Source organism: Methylobacillus caricis (assembly GCF_020532705.1).
GTDB classification, from domain to species: domain Bacteria; phylum Pseudomonadota; class Gammaproteobacteria; order Burkholderiales; family Methylophilaceae; genus Methylobacillus; species Methylobacillus caricis.
On record NZ_JAJAVD010000001.1, the window covers coordinates 1,197,655 to 1,219,716 of the forward strand.

Consider the following 22,062-nt stretch of genomic DNA (forward strand, 5'->3'; position numbering starts at 1 on the left):
GCTACTCCAGGCTGAGCAAGTATTCGACAAGATTCCCGAGGTCTTCCCCTGTCAGGGCTGTTGCCGGCATATGGCTGCCGGGCTTGAAGCTCTGTGGAGAAAGAATCCAGGAGGCCAGGGTTCCGGGCATGTTTTCCATAGAGCCAGCCGCCAATGTCTTGCGAGAGCCTATATGCGTAAGATCCGGTGCAACGCTTGCTAGGGCGCTGGTGCCACGAATGGCATGGCACATGACGCAACTTGACCCAAGAAAGACCTGTTTTCCCTGTGCCTCCTTTTCTGTCATTGGCTCTCTTGCTGGCTGCCCCTGCTGCCTCAGCCATGTTTCAAATTCCTCTTCCGGTACAGCGTCGACAACAAATGCCATCTTTGCATGTTGTTTTCCGCAAAACTCTGTGCACTGCCCCCTGTAGCTGCCAGGTTTATCAGCCTGAACCCAAGTAAGGTTGGTTTTTCCCGGAATCATGTCTGTTTTTCCATTCAACTTCGGGATCCAAAAGCTATGAATGACATCGCTTGACTCCAGAGATATGCGTACAGGTTTGCCGACCGGAATACGGATTTCATTGGCCGTCCTGGCGATGTATTTTCCTTCTGTATCCAGGTAGTTAACTTCCCACCACCATTGGTGTCCGGTGACTTTTACAGTCAAGGCATTCTTAGGCATGGGAGCGACGATATCGCGATTGACTGCTGCGCTGGATACGACAAACACAGTCAATATTATGGAAGGGATGACTACTCCGGAAATAATGACCAGATTGCGGCTTTGGATGAACGTCAGGTGGCGTGGCTTGGCAGTGCGCCTGGCTTTCAGCAGGCCAATGGTTAGCATGGCCAACACGGCGGTGAGTATCAACCCGCCTCCAATCATCATGCCCCAGAAAAGATTGGCAATGGCTGCAGCCAGGGGACCTGCTGGCTGCAAGGCTGATTGGTTGGCATGGGCCGGCAAGGCTAAAAAAACCGTGATTGGCAATTGGCAATGAAACGCCATGGAAAAGTTGAGTTTTTTCCTCCATGGCAGGCTCATGGAATTTCACCTTCACGCAGATCCGATTCAGCCTTATCTTGCAGTGGTCTGGAAGTGGCACCTGCAGGAAGATCCTCGTCCAGCCCACCTAAAGAACGTACATAGGCCACTATTTTCCAGACTTCCTGCTCCGATACCTTGCCCTGGAATGCGGGCATGCCATTAGGCCGGCCTTCCATGATGGAGGCGAAGATATTTTCAGGTTTGCTGCCATATATCCAATGAGAGTCGATGAGGGGAGGTCCCATGCCCCCACCGCCATTTGCATGGCAACCGGCGCAGTTAAACCAACTGAATAGCCTTTTCCCTTCATTGATTGCATGGCGGTTATTGATATAAGGATGCGGCGTCTTGCTAGGCTCCTCCGTACCTGGGCCGAATTCAACCATTCTGGTCAAGGATTGTGAAGGAGGGTCATCAACCGTTCTTAAAGCAGCCTGGTCTTCACATCCAGTCAATGTAAGCCATATTGGCACTATGGCCAGCCAGGCCATGTTATGGAAGGGAGAAAACATATAGTTGTCCTCCCTTGTCAGTATGCTGTGACAAATCCTTCATCGCATTGGCAAAGCCTAAGGCAGCCGTCCCATCACGGGCATCTAGGCCACCAGAAACAATGGCTCCTGACCAGCCGCCCACTCCAGAAAATATGGCGACGTATTGTTTTCCATTTTTGTCCTGAAAGGTTACTGGCTGGCCAACAATCCCTGAGCCGACACGATATTTCCATAGTAGTTTTCCGGTCTTTGCGTCTATTGCCTTGAACCATCGGTCCATAGTCCCATAGAACACTACATCGCCAGCTGTTGCCATCGTGCCGCTCCAGACTGGGAAACTTTCCTCGATATTCCAGACCTTGCGCCCGGCAACCGGGTCCCAGGCAGTGTAAACGCCCCTGTGTCCACCAGGGCCTGCAAACATTTTGACATCTGATCCCACATAGGGCGTTCCCGCAATATAGTTCGCCTGGGTGCCGTGCATATCCATGCAGAGATTATTGTGGGGCAGGTAGATTAGGCCCGTTCGGGGGGAATATGCAGAGGGCTGCCAATCCTTGCCTCCAGGCGCTGCCGGGCAAATGTTATGAACTGTTTTATTGGTTCCTGGCTGCTTATCCTTTACCTTGCGTAGCTGACCGGTTTTTAGGTCAACCCCTTCTGTGACATTGACGGGAACATAGGTTGAAGCTGACAACACCTCGCCACTGGTCCTGTCCATGACATATACATGTCCGTTGCGCTCTGGCCGCACCAGAACTTTACGTTTTTCGCCATTTACGGGGAGGTCCAGAAGCAGGCTCTCATTGACACCATCGTAGTCATAGAGATCGTGGGGTTCAATTTGATAAGCCCAGATGGCACTGCCATCATCGGGACGGCGGGCAAATACAGTCAAGGTCCATTTATTGTCCCCAGGCCTGATATCAGGGTTCCATGGGCCTGGGTTACCCGTTCCGTAGTAGATTAGATCCAGTTCTGGATCATATGAAAGCCACCCCCAGACAGTGCCCCCTCCAATTTTCCATAGATCAGGTGGCCAGCTGGCGACTCCTAAATTTTCCCCTTGATCCTGGGAGTAGAATGGCTTGAAATCTTTTCCAATCAACACCTCTTTGTCTGGCCCCGTACTGTAAGCAGTCCAAAGTAGCTCCCCTGTTTTAGTATCCAGTGCCTTGAGCCATCCTCGTACACCCATTTCACCGCCACTGTTGCCCACTAACATTTTGCCTTTGACTACTAGAGGGGCCATGGTCATGGTCTCGCCACGCTTAAGATCACCAACTTTTGTTTTCCATAACTCCTTACCATTCTTGGCATCAAGCGCAATGGCATGGTTATCCAAAGTATTGAAAAAGAGCTTTCCCTCTGCATATACCATTCCGCGATTGACTACATCACAACAAGCCAGTCCTTGGGACTCCTGATGTGTATCAGGCTTGTATTCCCACTTCTTGCTGCCATCCAAAGTCAATGCATACACAGCGTTGGGATAGGGTGTCACTACATACAATGTATCTTCTACAAATACTGGTGCCGCTTCATGTCCTGGTGTAAGACCGGTCGAGAATGTCCAGGCCACTTTCAAGTCTTTCACGTTCTCACTATTAATCTGATCCAAACCACTGTAGCGGGTACTTGCATAATTTTTAGCTGGCATGGTCCATTGCCCATCTTCTCGATCTGGTAACCAAGAGGGCGGTTGCGATTGGTTATGGGGATAGTGAACAGGCTCGTTTGCTGTATTTGAGGCCTGGGGGACTGCTTGATCGTCATTCTGAATACAGGATGCCAAGCAAAAACTGATTATCATAAGACCTGAATAAAGGAATAAACATTTGTAGTTACTCACGCATAATTCCTTTTTAGAATTTATTCGAAAATTAGTAAATTTTTTTATAATCAATCAGTTAATTTTTATATCAATGTAAATAAAGAAAATTTATTTACTTAATTGATACAAGGGTTAATGATTAAGTTTCAAAAAAATTTAATCAAAAATCATCCAATGTAATTAAATGTAAATAATTAAAAAGCACGAGAAGAGCCAAGATCGCTTTGCAGGAAGGGTTTCAAGAAATATTGCGGAGAAACAGTAATTATCTCTGACGGAAAAAATAGAATTGTCTGATTGAACGTTTCTTCAGATAGTGCAAGTTACACCATTCCTCTGGGCATATTCAGGGATGAAGAAAACAAGACAAGGGCCATCCGTCGCGCCAAGCAATCAGTCAGATGGTTGGTTCACCGCCTCAAGGCAGACCACCTGCTTACCCTCACATATCGTGAAAACATGACCGACATAGGCCAGCTCAAGCGCGACTTTGACGCATTCCGGCGCTTAGTCACTGCGCGGTATCCAGACTGGAAATACGTAGCCGCCAGAGAAAAACAAGATCGCGGCGCCTGGCATTTGCATCTAGCCGTTCAGGGCCGTCAAGACCTCAATTACCTGCGCACCTGCTGGTATAAAGTCCTTGGCTGCGTAGGTGCCACTGGCGCTGCCGTCCTTGGACAAGTAGACATCAAAGCCTCCAAGAGCAAGGATCCTAGCCAATGGGTTGTCACCTCTGGCTTTGGTGCACCTTTGGAGGCCCAATAGCGCTTTGTGGCATGTTCCAGCATGTCGAAACTCTTATCTAGGTATTTGGTAAGGTAGTTTGCAAGCCTGCCAGCACGCCACAGGCCTTTGGTCTTGTTAGGCTCCCAGAACATCACAGAGATGATTAAAGACACCTTCGATATCGCCATCATGCAATCGAGGGACCGCACCTTATTATGGCTCTCTGGGGCGCGTAATTTAAAGCTGTCCATAGGTCAACATCAGGAAGACTGAAATAAGTGCTCCTAATCGCGCATTTAAAATGCCTCATTGGGGTAAGGTATTCAAAACAACAAATTGAGCGACATTCAAAAGTAAAACGTCGTCGATACTATAGATATGTAGCCAAGGAAAAGCTAAGGCTGGTAGAGATGGGATTGGATCAGGAACTAGTGAATGCGGTATGTAGATATTACTGTGAATTGAGCATCGTTAGCGGCAGGCGCCTGGAAGAGGTCATTGCTAATCCAAGTCCCCAGGGACGGTTTGATTTCAATTCCGATGACGATAATTTTTAATTCGTCATTTAACATAATATACATTATGCGAAGTAGACGAAGAACTAAAAATCGTCGTGGTTGTGCAAATCAAGGCTCAGCTGCGAAACGGGTTTATCCATCAGTTCAATCATTCTCCTGCCTGTAACGACGCTATAGCTGCTTAAGTACCGACACGTCACGTCAATCAACTCCTGATCTATATTAAGCTCCGCTAATCGGAGCTTTTCTTTTGCGATCCATCTATAGAGCTTTCGGCGCTTGGCAGATTTTGGCCTTTCCACGCGCAGCATGAAATACCATAAGTGCAATTTGCCATTGGCCCATTCAGGCCGCCGATCAACTCCCTGATCTTTAAATCCGTAAATCATGACCGTTATTGTTATTAAGTGACCTGGATGAAAATATAATGCAGACAGCTATAGCGATCTATTTGATTTTTGTATCAGTCGTTTGTACAAGCTGGCTGATCCGGATAGTCCAATTTGTCTTTGAAGGTAAAAAGATTGAATTAACGATATCCCTTTCATGGCTTCAAATTATAGGGTTCGCTATATTTTGCTGCCTAGGATCCGGATTGTCGGTTTTTAAGTGCGTTGAGGTGATAACCAACTAAAACCCTGTCTATAGGGCGCGAAATAAAGGTCTGGTGAAGGCCGGGATATGGGTTCACGCGAAAAAACGGCTCTGAGTGCTTGAAATGACGCGAAAGTCTATATGGGGGCTTAAAGCAGCCCCCATGCCCCTGCTTAACTACTTAACAGGACACTGATCTAAAGAAAGCAGATTATTTGTATACCTACCATCTGCCACAGTGCGCAAATAAGGTACTTTATTGGTTTCACGGACAACCTGAACCCAAGCAATCACATTATTAACTTTAGTATAAAAACGATGCTGGCCAGATTCTATAAAGCCAATTACATTTGGGCGTGTATCGTACCAACTCTGACCATTGGAGCCATATCCACCTAATGCAGTGATAGACTCATGAGTACTATTAACGTTAGGTTTGGTAATACAAGTAACTTGATAATCAGACATTTGAAATATTCCTATGTTTATTCAAAAAAAGGGGGCAAGTGCCCCCCCCTATTGCATTACTTCTTACGAACGGGAGAAGTTTTCACTTGCTCTTTTTCCCATGTTTTCGGATCACGGCGTTCAGCTATCTTTTTAGGGATATACTGACCGTTACCTGAATCACGGTAGTTCACTCTTCCTTTTGTGGCCATTTACGGCTCCTTATAAAAGTGAGGTTTAAATAATCCACACCACTTCATAAAAGGTAAAAGAGATTGAGAAATGCTGAATAAACATTTAGTATTCCGTTTCCGAGGCGAAATACTCTCTCTTAAAGCAATTTAAGATGGGTGTGTCCCTAGTCCCCCTAGGATATTTTCTAGGGGGATTTTTATTCTGTACATTACAAGTAAAAACCCAACATATAGTAGTACTGTAAGTTGAAAAATCGCTAAATGTAGAATTAACTGTAATAAATATTATTCTAGCTCTACAGTCAATAAGTTTCTAGCACTCTTTTAGGGTGAGTGCCAATTATTTCAATAAATAATTGTTTTTAAAAGAAATAAAAAAACAAAAAAAGCCCCGAAAGGGGCTTTATCGTTTCTGAGATAGGTAGTAATGCCTGACCTGCTTATGGTTGCCTGTAAAGGCAGAGTTGCCTCCCAGCTCATACCCTACTCTCCCGGCATCCACCAACCGGGTCAATGAGCATTGCACCTGATGCAATGTTAAGCCTGGGAGAAGTCTCGCAATCTGGCCAACGCTCAAATGACCTTGGTGTTGCAGTACCTTGAGGATCCGGTGGGAAGTCTTCATCAGTTCAAATGGATCCTGAGATCCTTGGGTAGATGGTAATGCCTAGTCTGTCTTGAGTAGATCGCCCTAGGGACGTACCCTCTCCTGATTAGATCCATCATCACCCGCCTACTCACTCGCTTAAGCTCACAGAAAGAGCGCAGCCGGACATAGTTGACGGGGATCTGGGGAGAGGTCTGGATCTGGTTCATGCTTTTTCCTTTCGTATCGAGCGTGCTTTCATGCCGAAGTTGATATTGGTTGCCATGTAGTAAAGGAGCTTTTCATCCTTGGTCAATGGCTGGTTGGGTGGTGTATTGTCATCGGGGTTTAGCTCCCCTCTTGCGATCAGCACCGCCTTGATGGCATTCCATTCGTCCAGGGTGAAGATCTTCGCTTTCGGATGCGGGAGATCTCCCATCTTTTGCCGCCGGATGGACTTCAATACAGCGATCTGATTGGTACGGCCTAGGGGAGCAGCCTTGCTCTTGTTGTCTATCGCCCTGACCTTTTTATTGTTCTCAGGATCCTTGCGGTAGTTTCTGGTGATCTCGGTTCTCGCCATGGTCTGGCTACTGCCGCAAATACCTTCTTTAAAGTAATACCCGTCTATCTCGACCGCACGATCGTAGATAAAGCCAATTTCATCATGCCGCCAGCCATGGACGACACGGGGACGAACAACCACATCATGAGAGATCTGCATCAGAGGCTCCAATCAGAAGTAAAAAAAAGGACCGGATCCGCTCCGGTGGGCGCGCAGTGAGGATCTGCGATTAGGCGAGCGTCGAAATGGCCATGGGCGCGAAGTCCCGGGGAAGGTGGTGGAGAGATTGGCCGACGTTTCTAAAGGAGGGAGGCAGTATTCCTTTTGGGATCTTGCCTTCCCGCATGATTAAGTCGAGGACGCGCTCTGCATTGCCCTCAACATTAAGCATCAGGTGTAAAGCAGCACCACACTGGCGTTTCAGCCACTTCTTGGTACGCTCATAGGAAATCTGGGTGGTCTTGCGGATGGTGTCGATGCGCTGGGGTTCACGACTGAAGCGTGACAGCAAGGGATAGGCCGCAGCGAAGTAGTCCTGCGGTTGTTTCAGGATGTCCAAGGGGATGATCCGGTCTACGCTCTTGAGTTCCACCTCAAGCCGGATCCACGGGGAGTTGGGATCCCCTAGTTGCTTGCCCTTCTCATAGCCACGGAAGTAGCGACCATTGGATCTGTGTCCAACGTATAGTGTCCTGCCCTTTCCATTAGGGTTCTTCCAGTTGCCACGGTGTTCAATATCAGGAGTGCGACCGCCATTGTTAGAAGCACCTTCAGTATTCTGCAATTGTGAGGGATCGAAGTTCTACATAGGTTGTCGGACATCGCTGACAGTTATTTCAGTTGACATCGGATAACAACTGCGCTGACCAGCCGTTATATTCAAATTGCTGACCTCTGGGCTGGCAGAAACAGCGGCCATAGGTCGTCCTCAATAACGTATTAAACAAAATTAGGGGCAATTATGTCAATTTCTACCATTTTGTTGATTATCTTGATTCTGTTACTCATTGGCGCCTTGCCTAGTTGGGGCTATAGCCAGAGCTGGGGTTATGGCCCGAGTGGCGGCCTGGGTCTGGTGGTCATCATCTTGCTGGTCTTGCTGCTTACAGGCCGTATATAGCGTTCTTCTGCGCGCTATAAAGAGTGCTTTGCACAAAAAAAGCCGGTATATGCCGGCTTTTTTGTGCCCATCGATCCACGGCGAGTCGCACACTGCAGAGCAGCAATAAAAAAGCCCCTTCCGGGGCTCTACTTAAAAGTTATTACAAGTTGCTACTTTGAGCGTTTGGATTGCATATCCTCAATAAGCTTTGCTGCCCTTTCCTTTCCACCTAGACCAAATGCAATGGCAAGAGCAAGAAAAATAGCGCCAAACACGATGACAAAAAGTGCAGTAAGTAATTGAGTGCCGATATCCAGTTGTTCAAGAGCTACAAATAATGCAAATATCTGAATACCGTATTCTGCAGTAGTGCTGACTCTAAGAGCTGCGTCATATTTCATGCCATGCAGCCAGGCAAATACAAGGCGGTTGACGAAACGTGCGAGCAATGTGCCAAAGATGAGTACGAGAATAGCAACGATAATTTTAGGCAAATAATTGGCCAAGTTATTCAGCATGTGAGCCACTTCATTCAAGCCCAGAGTATTAGCGCCGGTAATGACAAATAACAAAATAACCAGCCAGTACACTACTTGGCTGATCACGCCACTTAATGTGAGATCAAAATCGCCATGCTTGAGAAAGGCTTCCAAGCCGGAACGGTCTGCAAACTTATCAAAATGTGTCATTTCGAGGATGCGTTTTACGCCTAGGCAAGCAATTTTTGCACATACCCAGCCAAAGGCCAGAATTACCAGAACAGCGAGCAACTTTGGGAAAAACGTGACAACCTGGGTCCAGAATTGATTCAGCGAACTCAGGAAAATATCTATCTGGTATTGCATATGCACACTCCTTTTTATTTGATATAGAGACCTTTATGAACGGGTCTTAATGTTATGGCCAATGAGTGTTGGCGTCAGGGATAGAGAATTTTTGGAGGCTTATTTTGGCGTAATTAACGGCTTATCGCAATAAAAAAGCCAATTTTATTTAATAAATAACATTAAATTAATATATTATCCAATTGAATCATATTGATTTATTAAAATATGATTTTATTCCTGACAGGAACCAAACCCTATATATCATGAGCATAAGCAAAACGCTTGCGTACATCAGCGGCTGGAAAATGTCCTTTTTTACCAGCCATACATAATGCAGCACTGCAAATATCGCAATCGGATACACAAGCCTGTGTATCACTTTCCAGCGTTTTTTGAGTTTACGGACCATATAGTCATTTGAAGTAATGGCCAGAGGAATGCTTAGGGTAAATGCGGCGAAACCGACCAGGACATAAGGATGCTTGATGATGTCGTGACCGATTTCGTTCCAGTCAAACCAATGGTCCAACCAGAGATAAGCCAGAAAATGCAGGCAGGCATAAAAAAACATATAAAGGCCCAGCATGCGCCTTAACGGGAGAACCCAAGCCAATCCAAAAAGCTTGTGCATGGGCGTGACAGCCAGGCTTAGCAACAATGCAACCAGGGCCCAGGTGCCGGTTGAATGCTCGATGAATTCCACCGGGTTAGCACCCATATTTTCGTTGATCCCAAGCCAGATCAGCCGTACTAGCGGCAGCAGGGCGACAACAAACAAGCTACGTTTGATCAAACGTTGGGTATTTTTGGTTAATGCCATTAGAAGTGCTTGCGCAGATCCATACCGCTGTATAGCTGCCCAACTTGCTCTGAATAACCATTAAACATCTGGGTCGGCAAACGTCTGGAGAACAGGCCGCTGCCTATACGGCGTTCAGTAGCTTGTGACCATCGTGGATGCTCAACTTCAGGATTCACATTAGCATAGAACCCATATTCAGTGGGCCCTGCACGCATCCAAGTGGTTTGAGGCATTTTCTCGACAAAACGTATGCGCACCAGGGATTTCCCTCCCTTGAAACCATATTTCCATGGCACTACCAGCCGCACAGGAGCACCGTTCTGGTTCTGCAGTTGTTCACCATACAGCCCCACTGCCAGTATTGTCAGCGGGTTCATTGCCTCATCCATGCGCAGGCCTTCAAGATAAGGCCAGTCCAGCAATGGCGCCCTTACACCGGGCATGGTATTAGGATCTGCTGCTGAGATGAACTCAATAAACTTGGCGTTGCCTGTAGGCTTAGCCCATTTGATCAAGGCGGATAGTGGCAACCCTACCCATGGGATGACCATGGACCAGCCTTCCACACAACGCATCCGATAGATCCGTTCTTCCAGCGGGGCCAGCTTGAGAAGTTCTTCAAGAGCAATCTTGCCTGGTTTGCCAACCTCTCCTTCTACAGTGATACTCCAGGGAGAGGGTTTGAATAATGCGGAATTGGCGGCTGGATTTTCCTTGGAGGTGCCAAATTCGTAGAAATTATTGTACGTGGTAATATCTTCATATGAAGTCAGCTTTTCTCCACCGCCATGGCTGGTCTTGCGGAAACCGGGGATTTTAGGCTTATGGACAATTTCAGCGGCGAATGCAGCAGGGCTGAAACCACCATTGGCCAGCATGATGGCTCCCAGTCCTGCTGCCTTGATAATCTCTCTTCGGCGGTGAAAGATATTCTGTGGGGTAATATCTGAAGGCTTGATGTCCGATGGCTTACATATAAGCATGTCCGTACCCTTTTTCAAAAGACCGCAGACATGGGGCATGGACAATTGCCCTGCTTTCCAGCTGTGCCTTTTACTGAGATAGGCTTTTAAGCTGCTGGTTCACTTCTGCCGCCAATTTTTCAGCCCCTATTTCCCGGGCAATCTCCTCAGACTGATGCAATGCGCTTTTCGCTTTCTCTGGCTGTTGGGAAGCAATATAGCTCAGACCCAGAATGTAATATCCCTTGGCAACCCAGTAGCCATCGCCAACACTGCGCGATTTTTCAATCACACGGTTCAGGTTCTTCTCGGCACTCACATAATCCTTTGCCAGCGTGTACATGCGCCCAAGCTCAAGGGCGGCATCGGCATACTCGTCAAAAGTCCCGTCACTCATCTGCATTACCATGGCTTTAAGTTGATGTGCAATGGCTTCATCATAGCGGCCCTGAGTGTTATAAATCCGAGCAAGGTGGGCATTGGCCTCTGCCCGCTCGTTGTTATTGCCTGCCAGGGAAAGTGCATCTTCATAGTACCTCAAGGCTTGCGGTAATTTCCCGGCAAGCTCCAGCGCCTCCCCTGCAAGCGTATGGGTAATAACCTGAAACTTCTGGTTTTTTTCGGAAACAGCCAGTTTCAGGGCTTGCTCATAACTTGCCTGTGCCTCCAGGTATCGGCCAGCCAGCTTGTAAGCATTTCCCTTGAAAATAGCGCTGACCATGTTTTCCTGAGGGCTGCTGGCCAGCGGCTCTGCCTCGGCAAAAGTGGCTAGTGCGGCATCCGCCTGCCCCAGGTTGAGCTGGGCCCTGCCCTTGCATATCAGTACATTGCGCTGTTTCTTCTGCTGAGCCAGCAACTGGTCTGCCAGCATGATGGCTTGTTCAGGCTTGTCGTCATTCAATGTCTTGAAACAGGCATCAGCCTGGTCTGCAGCCAACGCAGGGAGGGCACTTAATATTAAAAGGAACACGGTCGCTGCTAGATTCTTCATGGTTAATCCAGGTATTGGTTCCAGTCATGCAGCGTGGTGCCGCAAGCAAAAAACTCAGGGTTGAGAATGGTATCCTTGAGATTGTATTGCAGGCGCAACCCATGCCTGTCTACCAGGTGCCCGCCTGCCTGTTCCAGCACGCATTGGCCAGCCGCGGTGTCCCATTCGGAAGTCAATCCCAGCCGCAGGTACAAATCGGCCCTGCCTTCTGCTATTAAGCAGATCTTGAGCGAGCTGCCGAGGGAGATGACCTCTGGTAAACAATGGCGCTGACTCACGTTATTGATCAGGCTTTGTGTTTTGTGGCCTATATGAGAGCGGCTTACAGCAATGGTGATGTGCTCCAAATTCATCGGGCGGGCCTGGATGCGGCATGCTGGAGCATCGCCCTCCTGTTTCCAGGCACCGCTGCTATCCGCAAAGTAACAGACATCCAGTGCAGGAGCATATACAACTCCCATGGTCGCTACGCCTTGCTCTATCAGGGCAATATTGACAGTGAATTCATCGTTGCGCTTCACGAACTCGCGCGTGCCATCCAGAGGATCAACGAGCCAATAGCGTTTCCATGATTGTCTGGCTGCAAATGGCGCCAGTTCGGCCTCTTCCGAAATCAAAGGGATATCAGGAGCAAGGGCCGCCAAACCCTTGGCTATGATGCGATGTGCAGAAAGGTCAGCCTCTGTCAGTGGTGAGCGGTCATCTTTGTGCTGTACGGCAAAGTCGTTGCGGTATATATCCATGATGACATCACCCGCCTTGCGGGAAAGGTCAATCAAGGCGGTTATGCTGGTATTGTTGCTCATTCCGCCAGCAGGGCGAGCAACCCTGCTTCATCCAGCACCGTGACACCCAGCTCCTGCGCTTTATCCAGCTTGCTTCCCGCCTCTGTGCCGGCCACCACGTAATGAGTTTTCTTGGAGACGCTGCCACTGACCTTACCCCCGGCCTGCTCTATCAACTCTCTGGCCTGTTCGCGTGACATGGTAGGGAGGGTACCTGTCAACACAACAGTTTTTCCAGCCAACGATCCTGTAGCCGTTTGCTTGCCAGCGGTCTCCTCCCAACTTACCCCCGCTGCGACCAGAGTGGCAATCACCTCACGGTTATGGCTTTCAGCAAAGAACTCGACAATGGATTCAGCAACCACGGGGCCAACGTCAGATACCTGCTGCAAGTCCTCGACATGGCTTGCCTGAAGGGCCTCCAGCTTGCCAAAATGGCGCGCGAGATCCTTGGCCGTTGCTTCTCCGACATTGCGAATGCCCAGGGCGTAAACAAAACGTGCAAGCGTGGTTTTCTTACTGGCTTGCAGGGCATCCAGCAAATTTTGCGCCGATTTTTCTGCCATGCGCTCAAGACCGGAGAGCGTTTCAAGGTTCAATTTGGTATAAATATCTGCCAGATTTTGCACTAGACTGCTGTCTACCAACTGGTCTACCAGTTTTTCTCCCAGCCCTTCGATATCCATGGCCCGACGAGAGGCAAAATGGAGAATGGCCTGTTTGCGCTGGGCCTGGCAAAACAGGCCTCCAGTACACCGAACAGCAGCCTCACCATCAAGCCGTATGGCATGCGATCCGCAAACCGGGCATGCATGATGTATGCATTCCAGCAGCTTGTAAGGTTGCGTTCCTTCGGGACGGCGCTCCAATACCACACCGACCACCTCAGGTATTACATCCCCTGCACGGCGTACACTTACAGTATCGCCTACACGCACATCCTTGCGGTCTATCTCATCCTGATTATGCAGGGTGGCATTGGTGACAGTCACTCCACCCACAAAGACAGGCTTGAGGCGGGCCACTGGGGTAATTGCGCCAGTACGGCCGACCTGCACTTCTATTGACACTACTTCTGTCAATGCTTCCTGCGCAGGAAACTTATGGGCGATTGCCCAGCGTGGCGCGCGCGACACAAATCCCAACTCCAGTTGCTGGCCTATGCTGTTGACCTTATAGACTACGCCATCAATATCAAACGGCAAAGTATCACGCCTGCTGCCCATACTCACATAGTAGTTGCGCAGGCCCTCGATACCTCTTACCACAGCCCTTTCCTTACATACCGGCAGCTTCAGGCTGGCAAGATAGTCCATTGCACTGCTATGGCTCGCGAGTGCGGGTACGCCCTCGGTTGCACCGAGACCATAGGCAAAAAATGTGAGTGGCCGTGTAGCGGTAATTGAAGGGTCAAGCTGGCGAAGGCTACCAGCTGCTGCATTGCGCGGATTGGCGAACAGCTTCTCGCCTTTGGCCTGCTGGTCACGGTTAAGTTTCTCGAAATCACGCTTGAACATGAAGACCTCGCCGCGCACTTCCAGCAAGGCAGGGGGATCTTCAATGCCAAGCCTGGTAGGAATGGAACGTATGGTACGCAGATTGCTCGTGACGTTTTCTCCGGTATAACCATCGCCGCGGGTGGCTCCCTGGGTCAACACGCCATGCTCATAGGTAAGCGTGATGGCAAGGCCATCAAACTTCGGCTCTACCGCATACTCGATTTCCCCTCCCAATGCATCCCGGGCGCGTTTATCAAAGGCCAGCAGCTCATCGTCTTCAAAGGCATTATTAAGAGAAAGCATGGCAACACGGTGGGTAACGCTATCAAATGCCTTGACTGGGGCTCCGCCTACCCGCTGGGTGGGCGAGTCTGGAGTGATCAGATCGGGATGGTCGCTCTCCAGCAATTGCAATTGGCGAAACAGCTTGTCATATTCACTGTCGGGCAGGCTGGGTGCGTCCAGCACATAATACTGGTAATCATTGCGGCGAATTTCCTCGCGCAATGCTTCTACCTGCTGCTGCACCTGCGCTTCGCTGGCAGCTCCATCAGTGAACAAGCCTGCTTGTGGATCATGACTCATGGTCAGGAAAACAGGCGCAAGGCATAGGCTTCACCCGGGGCAATGCCGCGGGCATTCATTTTGTCGTGTATCAGCTTGATTTGCTGGCGTATCTTATCAATCTGGGCATCGCCCAGCTCACGCTGCTTGTCATCCACCAGGCGCGCGCCCAGGCTATGCTCCATTTGCCGTGCCAGTAACACCATGTGGTTATAGGCTTCGGCATAGCTCTTGACCCGGGGAATGTCCAATTGGAACGTCAAGCCACGAATAACAGACGTACGCAGCATTTCGGGGCTAAAAGGGTTGTTGTCGTGATTGACTACCGAAAACAGTACCTGGCTCTCGCCAGCTCCCCCTTCCGCTTCGTAGTGGTAGCCACCATCCGCGCCCAAGGTCAAGCCACCTGCCTCTGCCAGGCCACGAAACTTAGTGCCGGTAAAGGGGCCATTAGCACCTTGCATCAGATGGAAACCCACCATTTGATCCACTTCCATACAGAATTGATCCAGCTCGTTGGCATGCTGCAAGGGATTATCCGCATGCAGCCATTCAATTTCAGCGCCAAGCGACTGCGCCAGTTCCTCAACTGCCATATGGAACCGGGATAGTGAGCCAGTAGAAACGGCACCGGATCGGTCAGCCAGCTGCAAGCTGCATACGGCACTGTCAAAGGAGGCCGACTCCTGCTCCCGTGTCAGTAAATACCAGTGGCCATCCCCTGCCAGTCCATATGCATACACCGGTTTGTCAATGTCGGTAATGGACAGTAGAAACTCACGTAAAGCGCGGCCCGTGGCAGGCTTGGTGAGATAAAGGACAGCACTGAAATCGATCTGTTGATTGATTTCGCTTGGCAGCATCAGGCTGGCGTGATGCTGAGCCGGAGAAACCTCAACAGGCGCTTCATAAACAGGTTCATCATCCTGATATTGCTGGTATTCAATTTCGGGTTCAGGCTGCAATTCTGGAGACTGAGCCTGCCAAGTTTCTGCATGTTCATCTTCATCAGGCTGCTCGCCGATTGATGATTCCTTTGTTACCCCAGGTTGATCATCCATCTCCAATTCAGGCTCTTGAAGCTCAACAGCGACCTTATCAAGCGGTGCTACTGATTCGGTAGCATATTCAGCCTGTTTTGCTGCCTGCACGCCCTCATCATCAGGAAATTCCTCATCCTTGAAAATAGCATCAGCATCAATATGAAACTCCTCAGAACGCAAAGCCTGAGACTCCTGCATGAGGGCATCGTACCTTGGCTCTTCGAAGCGGCTTGACGTTTCATTTTTCAACTTTCGTTCTTGCCACCAGTTAAACACCAGGACGGCGCCAATAATTACTGCACCCAGTGCAATTAAGGCCCAATGTAGATCAGTCATTTTTTGTTACTCCAAGCTTTTTGATCTGAGTATCGCCCTTAGGCTTATCAAGTCCAAGGGTATGCGGATATACCTTGCAGGTACTGTATGAAGGGTTTCTCATGCAGTCGCCTCATGGTGCATTTGCAAGGCGGCATCTATATCCACCTCGACAATACGGGAGACGCCGGATTCCTGCATGGTGACACCTATCAGTTGCTGAGCCATTTCCATGGTTATTTTATTATGGCTCACAAATAAAAACTGCGTACGATCAGACATTTTTTTAACCAGGGCACAGAAACGCTCAGTATTACTGTCATCAAGAGGCGCGTCTACTTCGTCCATGAGGCAGAAAGGAGCCGGATTGAGGCGAAACAAGGCAAACACCAGTGCCAGTGCTGTCAGCGCCTTTTCACCGCCAGACAATAAGTGGATGGTACTGTTTTTCTTGCCCGGCGGTTGGGCAAAGACCTGCATGCCTGTATCCAGAATCTCGTCTCCCAGCATTTCCAGTCTGGCTTGCCCACCGCCGAACAGGTCAGCAAACAGCTCGGCAAAATTACGGTTGGCCTCATCATAGGTATGCTGAAGCCGGCTGCGGGTTTCCTTGTCTATGCGGCGTATGGCATCTTCCAGCGTGCTAATCGCCAGATCCAGGTCCGCAGCCTGACTATCCAGGTAATGCTTGCGCTCCTTTTCGCTCTCCAGTTCCTGCAGGGCTGCCAGGTTGACTGGGCCCAGCATTTCTATCTGACTGGAGAGTAAAGCCATCTTGCGCTCAAGGTCCCCGGTTTTGGTATTTACCGTCAGCCCTTGTACCAATACCCCTTCATCCACCCCTGATTGCGCCAAGCTCGCGTGGCATTGCTCGAAATAAAGCCTGGCCTGCTGCTCTGCCAGCCGGGACTGCTCCACCCTATCGCGTAGCGGATGCAGGGACTGCTCACACTGCATGCGCGCCCTTTCATGCTGCTGCAATTCTTCCTCAGTGCCTGCGATGGCATCCCGAGCCAACGTTAATGCAGCCTCACGCTGCTGCTTGAGATTCAGCGCATGTTCCAGGTTGGCCTTGAGCGTTTCCATCTGCGCTGCCTGCAACAGCTCCTCGGCTTCCTGGCGGCGCAGCTTGAGGCCCTTGTCCTCATCCTCCATTGCGGAAAGGCGGCTGTTGATCTCGTTGATATTGTTGGCAATCAACTTGTGGTTGAAGTTTTTTTCCTGCGCCTCGCGCTCGCCTTTTTGCAGGGCAACACGGGCCAGGCTGAGTTCGCCCTCTGCCTCAGTACGTTTAACCTGGCTAGCCTGACGTTCCTGTTGCAATTGGCTGATCGAGGCTTGCAGGGTCTGCAGTTGCGCCTGCTGCATTTGCCTCGCCTCATCAAGCTCTACCTGCTTGCCAACCATAGCGTCAAGCTCTGCCTGCAGGTTTTTTCTACGCTCCAGGATATGTTGACGCTGCTGGACCAGGCGCTGGGTTTCCAGGTGACGCTGATGCTGTGACTGGGTGCTGTTACGCAATGCCTGTTGGATGTGCTGCTGCTGTTGGCGCAATTGCTGCAAACTCAGGTCAGCCTCATGCAACTCATCCCTGGCACGACCGACAGCTGCTTGCTGTTGCGGCAATGCCGCCTTGAGCGCATCAAGCTCGCGCTGGCGCTCAAGCACGCCATGCAACGCAGAGTTCTCGGCATGTATACTCAGGGTATGGCGGGTATGGATATCCCCTTCGGCTGTCACCAACCATTGCCCGCCTTGCAGTTGTGGGCGCATTGCCTCTGCTTCTGCCTGATTGACAGCGATCAGCACATGCCCCAGACAGTCCTGCAGCAAGCCATGCAGCGCCGGATCATCCACATCAACGACCGAGAGCAAGCCATTGCTGGCTGCCCTTTTCACGCCAGCTTCGGCTTCGGTGTAAGCAAAAACCAACGCAGCAGGAGGGCGGGATTGCAGGCTTTGCATGATGTTTCCAGGCGTCTGCACGATGGCATTCAAGCGTGCGCCAAGCACAGCCTCCACAGCGGTTTCCCAACCTGGTTCTATTCTGAGTTTCTGCCATAGGCGCTGGCTGTTGTCCAACCCTGCATGACGCAGCCAGCTTTCGAGCTGCTGCTCCCGTCCCAGCGATTGCTGTATTTTTGTCAGCGAGGCAACCTGGGCCTCAGCCTGTGCCAGGCTGCGCTCATCTGCCAGCAGGTTTTCACGCAGTTTGCGTATATGCTCGTGCTGGGCCTGCTCATCCTGCCGCAGGCGCTGCAAGTCATGCTCGGCTTTCTGTTGTATTTCTGCCGCTGCCACCGATTCAGCTTCAAGCGCCTTCAAACGGGTTTCATCAGGGGCCTCCAGGTTGCGCTGCTCCTGCTCCAGTTTTTGCAGGCGCTGCCGGTGCTCTGCCAGATTGCGTTGAACGTGCTCGAGCTTGGCTTGGTCAAGGCGTATAGCTTGTTCTGCCTCGCTCAGGGCGCGCTGAGCGGCAGAGTGAATATGCAAGGCAGATTGAAATGCACGCTCCAACCCCGGTAATTGTTGACGCAACCCCTGCAACGCCTCAGCGGCAACTGTTTCCTCATTGCTGGCAACTGCCTGCTGCGACTGCAGCATTTGCAGCTTTTGCCTGAACTCCTGCTGCTGCGATGAAAGCTTGTGCGATTGAGCGTCTATTTGCAGCAATTGTCCCTGCAGGCGGTCACGGGCCTCCTGTGTGTGACGTAATTGCTGCTCCAGGTTGGACATCTCGGCATTGGCCTCATAATAAAGCGCTTGGCTGGACTGCAATGCGCTGGAAGCCTCACCATGACGCTGACGCAAGATTTCGATATGGCTCTCGCTCTGGCGCAAGGCTGCCATTTGTGCCTCAAGCTCGGTGCCGAGCTTTCCGACAACGGTTTGGGACTTTTCCCATTGGCTGGCTGCATCCCGCTTCTTGAGCAGCCAGAGCTGGCCTTGTGCAAGCTTGAGGCCATTTTGCAGGTCATGATATTGAAGAGTGACCGCCGCCTGGGACTCAAGCCTGGTGATCTGCTTACCCATCTCTTGGCGGATATCCTCCACCCGCAGCAGATTTTCCCGCGTATCCCGCAGGCGTGACTCTGTTTCGCGCCGTCGTTCCTTATACTTGGATATGCCTGCCGCCTCTTCCAGGAATACCCGCATTTCCTCTGGCCTGGCCTCCACGATGCGGGAGATCGTATTCTGGCCAATAATGGCATAGGCCCGGCCACCAAGACCTGTACCAAGGAATAAGTCAGCCACATCGCGGCGACGCACCGAGGTATTGTTGATGAAGTAGCTGGAACCTTTTTCCCGCTCTATGACGCGTTTGACCGATATTTCCGCATACTGTGACCATTCGCCATTGGCACCGCCCAGGCTATTGTCAAATATCAGCTCGACACTGGCCCGTGATGCCAGCTTACGGTTGCCGGAGCCATTGAAAATCACGTCAGCCATGGATTCACTGCGCATTTCCTTGGCACTGGACTCCCCTAGCACCCACCGTATGGACTCCATGACATTGGACTTGCCGCAGCCGTTAGGGCCCACCACGCCTACCCGCTGGCCATGTATATGCAAAGTGGTCGGATCGACAAAGGACTTAAAACCGGCAAGCTTGAGATGAGTAAGGCGCAATTGGTGAAGGTCTTGGCTATAATGACACTTTTTTGATTAACCCGATTTATACGGTAGCCCTTATGTCTAGTCAACCCAGCAAAGCTTTGGAAACATTCCCCAACCCCAACTCAGGCCGTGACTTCCATATCCATATGGAAATCCCGGAGTTCACCTGCCTGTGTCCCAAGACCGGCCAGCCTGACTTTGCCGTGCTTTATCTGGACTACATTCCTGACCAGAAATGTGTAGAGCTCAAGAGCCTCAAGCTTTATATGTGGTCTTTCCGCGACGAAGGGTGTTTTCATGAGGCTGTGACCAACCAGATCCTTGATGACCTGGTTGCTGCTACAGAACCCAGGTTCATGCGGCTGACTGCAAAATTCTATGTACGCGGCGGTATTTTCACCAATGTTGTTGCCGAGCACCGCCAACCTGGCTGGCAGCCACTGGCACGCGTTGAACTGGTACAGTTTGACACTCAATCCAATATCCGCGGCTAATGCCCTTCAGAATGAAAGTCTCCTAGATGGCATATGCCAAGCAAGCAAGCCCTGCAGTCAAGTTACGTACATACACCTGGAACTTCGCACATCATTTTGGCCCTTATGCTCCACTAGTGGTCATGACGTTGGCTGCATTGGTGATATTCACCCTCTCCCGTGCCGGGTTGGTGCTGTGGCAGCTTGAGCGAGTCACTGCAGTTGCCAGCTGGCATGAGGTGCTGCTGGGGGGATTGCGTGTAGATACCATACAGATTGGCCTGATGTGGTTACCAGCTGTATTGCTGGCACCCTTGTTTGCTTTTGGGCGGGGCTGGAAAGCCTGGAGGAAATTGACTTTCGCCTGGGTGGTTCTGTGCATTAGTGCAGCTATCCTGCTTGAGTTGTCCACACCAGGCTTTATTGCAGAGTATGATTCCAGGCCCAACCGGTTGTTCGTCGAGTATCTCAAGTATCCGCATGAAGTAGTCTCCATGCTATGGGGTGGCTTCAAGATTCACCTGTTTGCCGGTATCGTGGGTACCACGCTGGCGACTCTTGCCATGGCTTGGTTCATGCAGCCATGGTTAAATCCGGGACTGGGGGAGGAAGTGCGCTGGTCCAGACTCAAACTGTGGCTGAGCTGGCCACTGATTTTCCTGCTGACTGGCCTCGTTATCCGCGGCACCATCAGCCATCGTCCAGCCAATCCTGCCATGTTTGCCCGCACCACAGACTCCATGGTCAACAGCCTGGCGCTGAATTCACCTTGGTCATTGATTCATGCCATATACAGCCTCAAGCATGAAAACACCTCAAGCGAAATTTACGGCACCATGCCTGATGATGAGATTTTCCGGCTGGTAAAAGAGACACGCCAGCGTTTTGATGCTGGCTTCAATCCAGTCGCGTCTGAAAAGCAACCTACCCTGTCCCGCCTGATACCCAGCCGCAAGCGTGAGCGCCCGCTCAACCTTGTGATCATCCTGGAGGAAAGCCTGGGAGCCACTTTTGTCGAGTCTCTTGGGGGGGTGCCCGTCACGCCTGAGCTTGAAAAGTTGAAAGAACAAGGCTGGTGGTTTGAACAGATGTATGCCACAGGTACCCGTTCGGTACGGGGCATAGAAGCAGTAGTGACAGGATTCCAGCCGACCCCTGCACAAAGTGTGGTCAAGCTTTCCCTTTCCCAGCGCAATTTTTTCACCATTGCATCGCTGCTTGAGGCAAAAGGTTATAGCACGGAATTCATCTACGGCGGGGAGTCACATTTTGATAACATGGTGGGATTTTTCATGGGTAACGGCTTCCAGCGCGAGCAGGACGAGGACAGCTATGTGAATCCTGTGTTCGTTGGCAGCTGGGGCGTATCTGATGAAGACTTGTTCAACAAGGCGCACGAGGAAATCAGCGCCAGTCACGCTAGCGGCAGGCCATTCTTCACCCTGGTGTTTACTTCATCCAATCACGCACCTTTCGAATTTCCTGATGGCCGCATTGCGTTATACGATCCCGTCAAGGCTACGGATAACAATGCAGTCAAATATGCCGACTACGCCCTGGGCCAGTTCTTCAAAAAAGCCCAGCAAAGTGAGTACTGGAAGGATACCCTGTTCATTGTGGTCGCGGATCATGATATCCGTGTGCATGGGCACGACATGGTGCCACTTGAGCATTTCCACATTCCGGCGTTAATCCTGGGAGCCGATTTAGAGCCAAGGAAAATACAGACTGTAGCCAGCCAGATCGACCTGCCGGTAACAGCGCTTTCCCTCATGGGGATAGAGGCCGACCATCCAATGACAGGCAGAGATCTCAGCCGTGATGGCAGTGATGCTGCTGGGCGCGCAATGATGCAGTTCGAGCAGAATTTTGCCTGGATGGAAAGCGATAAAGTAGTAGTATTGCGTCCAGAAAAAGCACCGGCCCATGGTATATGGGATATAAAAAACAAGAAATTTATTGGCACACCCACAGGGGAGCAGGATTTGGAAACTCGTGCCCTTGCCAACTCCCTGCTTCCGGCACTACTTTACAGGGAACAACGCTACCACCTGCCAAAAGCAGAATAAGCAAGCTTGATT

The 22,062-nt window shown here is 50.5% G+C and carries 20 protein-coding genes; 4 read left to right on the forward strand and 16 right to left on the reverse strand.

The features are described 5' to 3' along the window. Position 1 precedes the first annotated feature (1 nt). Genes coxB through LG200_RS05730 form a run of 3 tightly spaced genes read right to left on the reverse strand, consistent with a single transcriptional unit; the run spans position 2 to position 3,343 of the window. On the reverse strand, positions 2-1,033 hold the full coding sequence (gene coxB, locus LG200_RS05720; RefSeq protein ID WP_226756618.1) for a cytochrome c oxidase subunit II: 1,032 nt from the start codon (positions 1,031-1,033) through the stop codon (positions 2-4). Next, positions 1,030-1,548, reverse strand: a complete 519-nt coding sequence (locus LG200_RS05725) for a c-type cytochrome (RefSeq protein WP_226756619.1) — start codon at positions 1,546-1,548, stop codon at positions 1,030-1,032. The genes coxB and LG200_RS05725 overlap by 4 nt, the downstream gene beginning before the upstream one ends. Further along, entirely contained in the window at positions 1,529-3,343 is a 1,815-nt protein-coding gene (locus tag LG200_RS05730; RefSeq protein ID WP_226757313.1) for a methanol/ethanol family PQQ-dependent dehydrogenase, read from the reverse strand. Before LG200_RS05730 ends, LG200_RS05725 begins: the two co-directional genes overlap by 20 nt. Positions 3,344-3,661: 318 nt before the next feature. Here LG200_RS05730 and LG200_RS05735 point away from each other — a divergent pair, with 318 nt between their 5' ends. After that, entirely contained in the window at positions 3,662-4,132 is a 471-nt protein-coding gene (locus tag LG200_RS05735) for a rolling circle replication-associated protein (protein ID WP_226756620.1), read from the forward strand. Between the two features lie 562 nt (positions 4,133-4,694). On the opposite strand, the gene LG200_RS05740 is transcribed toward LG200_RS05735, so the two are convergent. The 5 genes from LG200_RS05740 to LG200_RS05755 form a co-directional block, all read right to left on the reverse strand. Continuing rightward, the gene (locus LG200_RS05740; RefSeq protein WP_226756621.1) at positions 4,695-5,000 is read right to left on the reverse strand and encodes a hypothetical protein; all 306 of its coding nucleotides are present in this window, start codon (positions 4,998-5,000) and stop codon (positions 4,695-4,697) included. 382 nt (positions 5,001-5,382) lie between these two features. Beyond that, positions 5,383-5,673 carry a DUF3892 domain-containing protein gene (locus LG200_RS05745; protein ID WP_226756622.1) on the reverse strand — a complete coding sequence of 97 codons (291 nt, stop codon included), beginning with the start codon at positions 5,671-5,673 and terminating at the stop codon, positions 5,383-5,385. Positions 5,674-5,729: 56 nt separating this feature from the next. Further along, positions 5,730-5,864, reverse strand: coding sequence for a hypothetical protein (locus tag LG200_RS14050; protein ID WP_264193811.1), 135 nt, complete (start codon positions 5,862-5,864; stop codon positions 5,730-5,732). A gap of 794 nt (positions 5,865-6,658) precedes the next feature. Next, positions 6,659-7,156: a hypothetical protein gene (locus LG200_RS05750; protein ID WP_226756623.1), complete on the reverse strand. Its 498-nt coding sequence runs from the start codon at positions 7,154-7,156 to the stop codon at positions 6,659-6,661. Between the two features lie 70 nt (positions 7,157-7,226). Beyond that, positions 7,227-7,781, reverse strand: a complete 555-nt coding sequence (locus tag LG200_RS05755) for a replication initiation factor domain-containing protein (RefSeq protein WP_226756624.1) — start codon at positions 7,779-7,781, stop codon at positions 7,227-7,229. A 177-nt stretch (positions 7,782-7,958) separates the two neighbouring features. Here LG200_RS05755 and LG200_RS05760 point away from each other — a divergent pair, with 177 nt between their 5' ends. Further along, positions 7,959-8,117 (forward strand): DUF3309 family protein, encoded by a 159-nt coding sequence (locus LG200_RS05760; RefSeq protein ID WP_226756625.1) that lies wholly within the window; start codon positions 7,959-7,961, stop codon positions 8,115-8,117. Between the two features lie 152 nt (positions 8,118-8,269). Here the strand turns inward: LG200_RS05760 and LG200_RS05765 are convergent, their stop codons facing one another. The 8 genes from LG200_RS05765 to smc all read right to left on the reverse strand — a co-directional run bounded on the left by LG200_RS05765 (position 8,270) and on the right by smc (position 19,520). After that, positions 8,270-8,944, reverse strand: coding sequence for a mechanosensitive ion channel family protein (locus LG200_RS05765; RefSeq protein WP_226756626.1), 675 nt, complete (start codon positions 8,942-8,944; stop codon positions 8,270-8,272). A gap of 187 nt (positions 8,945-9,131) precedes the next feature. After that, the gene (locus LG200_RS05770) at positions 9,132-9,746 is read right to left on the reverse strand and encodes a protein-methionine-sulfoxide reductase heme-binding subunit MsrQ (protein WP_226756627.1); all 615 of its coding nucleotides are present in this window, start codon (positions 9,744-9,746) and stop codon (positions 9,132-9,134) included. Next, positions 9,746-10,711, reverse strand: a complete 966-nt coding sequence (msrP, locus tag LG200_RS05775) for a protein-methionine-sulfoxide reductase catalytic subunit MsrP (RefSeq protein ID WP_226756628.1) — start codon at positions 10,709-10,711, stop codon at positions 9,746-9,748. The genes LG200_RS05770 and msrP overlap by 1 nt, the downstream gene beginning before the upstream one ends. 70 nt (positions 10,712-10,781) lie before the next feature. After that, entirely contained in the window at positions 10,782-11,681 is a 900-nt protein-coding gene (locus LG200_RS05780) for a tetratricopeptide repeat protein (protein WP_226756629.1), read from the reverse strand. 2 nt (positions 11,682-11,683) lie between these two features. Next, positions 11,684-12,487, reverse strand: coding sequence for a 3'(2'),5'-bisphosphate nucleotidase CysQ (gene cysQ / locus LG200_RS05785; RefSeq protein WP_226756630.1), 804 nt, complete (start codon positions 12,485-12,487; stop codon positions 11,684-11,686). After that, positions 12,484-14,550: an NAD-dependent DNA ligase LigA gene (gene ligA / locus LG200_RS05790; protein WP_226756631.1), complete on the reverse strand. Its 2,067-nt coding sequence runs from the start codon at positions 14,548-14,550 to the stop codon at positions 12,484-12,486. The genes cysQ and ligA overlap by 4 nt, the downstream gene beginning before the upstream one ends. Positions 14,551-14,552: 2 nt before the next feature. Next, positions 14,553-15,908: a cell division protein ZipA C-terminal FtsZ-binding domain-containing protein gene (locus LG200_RS05795; RefSeq protein ID WP_226756632.1), complete on the reverse strand. Its 1,356-nt coding sequence runs from the start codon at positions 15,906-15,908 to the stop codon at positions 14,553-14,555. A gap of 99 nt (positions 15,909-16,007) precedes the next feature. Beyond that, a complete protein-coding gene (smc, locus tag LG200_RS05800) occupies positions 16,008-19,520 on the reverse strand; it encodes a chromosome segregation protein SMC (RefSeq protein WP_226756633.1) in 3,513 nt (1,170 codons plus the stop codon). Positions 19,521-19,582: 62 nt separating this feature from the next. Here smc and queF point away from each other — a divergent pair, with 62 nt between their 5' ends. Both queF and LG200_RS05810 read left to right on the forward strand, forming a co-directional pair. Further along, complete coding sequence (queF, locus tag LG200_RS05805) at positions 19,583-20,002, forward strand: preQ(1) synthase (RefSeq protein ID WP_226756634.1); 420 nt, start codon at positions 19,583-19,585, stop codon at positions 20,000-20,002. A 26-nt stretch (positions 20,003-20,028) separates the two neighbouring features. Continuing rightward, positions 20,029-22,050: an LTA synthase family protein gene (locus LG200_RS05810; protein ID WP_226756635.1), complete on the forward strand. Its 2,022-nt coding sequence runs from the start codon at positions 20,029-20,031 to the stop codon at positions 22,048-22,050. The last annotated feature ends 12 nt before the right edge of the window (positions 22,051-22,062 follow it).

Bases quoted from the DNA above. Each gene is read 5' to 3' on its own strand.
- LG200_RS05770 (WP_226756627.1), bottom strand. From the start codon at position 9,746: ATGGCATTAACCAAAAATACCCAACGTTTGATCAAACGTAGCTTGTTT.
- LG200_RS05760 (WP_226756625.1), top strand. From the start codon at position 7,959: ATGTCAATTTCTACCATTTTGTTGATTATCTTGATTCTGTTACTCATT.
- queF (WP_226756634.1), top strand. From the start codon at position 19,583: ATGTCTAGTCAACCCAGCAAAGCTTTGGAAACATTCCCCAACCCCAAC.
- LG200_RS05725 (WP_226756619.1), bottom strand. From the start codon at position 1,548: ATGTTTTCTCCCTTCCATAACATGGCCTGGCTGGCCATAGTGCCAATA.
- LG200_RS05745 (WP_226756622.1), bottom strand. From the start codon at position 5,673: ATGTCTGATTATCAAGTTACTTGTATTACCAAACCTAACGTTAATAGT.
- msrP (WP_226756628.1), bottom strand. From the start codon at position 10,711: ATGCTTATATGTAAGCCATCGGACATCAAGCCTTCAGATATTACCCCA.
- LG200_RS05780 (WP_226756629.1), bottom strand. From the start codon at position 11,681: ATGAAGAATCTAGCAGCGACCGTGTTCCTTTTAATATTAAGTGCCCTC.
- LG200_RS05765 (WP_226756626.1), bottom strand. From the start codon at position 8,944: ATGCAATACCAGATAGATATTTTCCTGAGTTCGCTGAATCAATTCTGG.
- LG200_RS05795 (WP_226756632.1), bottom strand. From the start codon at position 15,908: ATGACTGATCTACATTGGGCCTTAATTGCACTGGGTGCAGTAATTATT.
- LG200_RS05750 (WP_226756623.1), bottom strand. From the start codon at position 7,156: ATGCAGATCTCTCATGATGTGGTTGTTCGTCCCCGTGTCGTCCATGGC.
- LG200_RS05730 (WP_226757313.1), bottom strand. From the start codon at position 3,343: ATGATAATCAGTTTTTGCTTGGCATCCTGTATTCAGAATGACGATCAA.
- LG200_RS05740 (WP_226756621.1), bottom strand. From the start codon at position 5,000: ATGATTTACGGATTTAAAGATCAGGGAGTTGATCGGCGGCCTGAATGG.
- LG200_RS14050 (WP_264193811.1), bottom strand. From the start codon at position 5,864: ATGGCCACAAAAGGAAGAGTGAACTACCGTGATTCAGGTAACGGTCAG.
- cysQ (WP_226756630.1), bottom strand. From the start codon at position 12,487: ATGAGCAACAATACCAGCATAACCGCCTTGATTGACCTTTCCCGCAAG.
- LG200_RS05810 (WP_226756635.1), top strand. From the start codon at position 20,029: ATGGCATATGCCAAGCAAGCAAGCCCTGCAGTCAAGTTACGTACATAC.
- coxB (WP_226756618.1), bottom strand. From the start codon at position 1,033: ATGAGCCTGCCATGGAGGAAAAAACTCAACTTTTCCATGGCGTTTCAT.
- ligA (WP_226756631.1), bottom strand. From the start codon at position 14,550: ATGAGTCATGATCCACAAGCAGGCTTGTTCACTGATGGAGCTGCCAGC.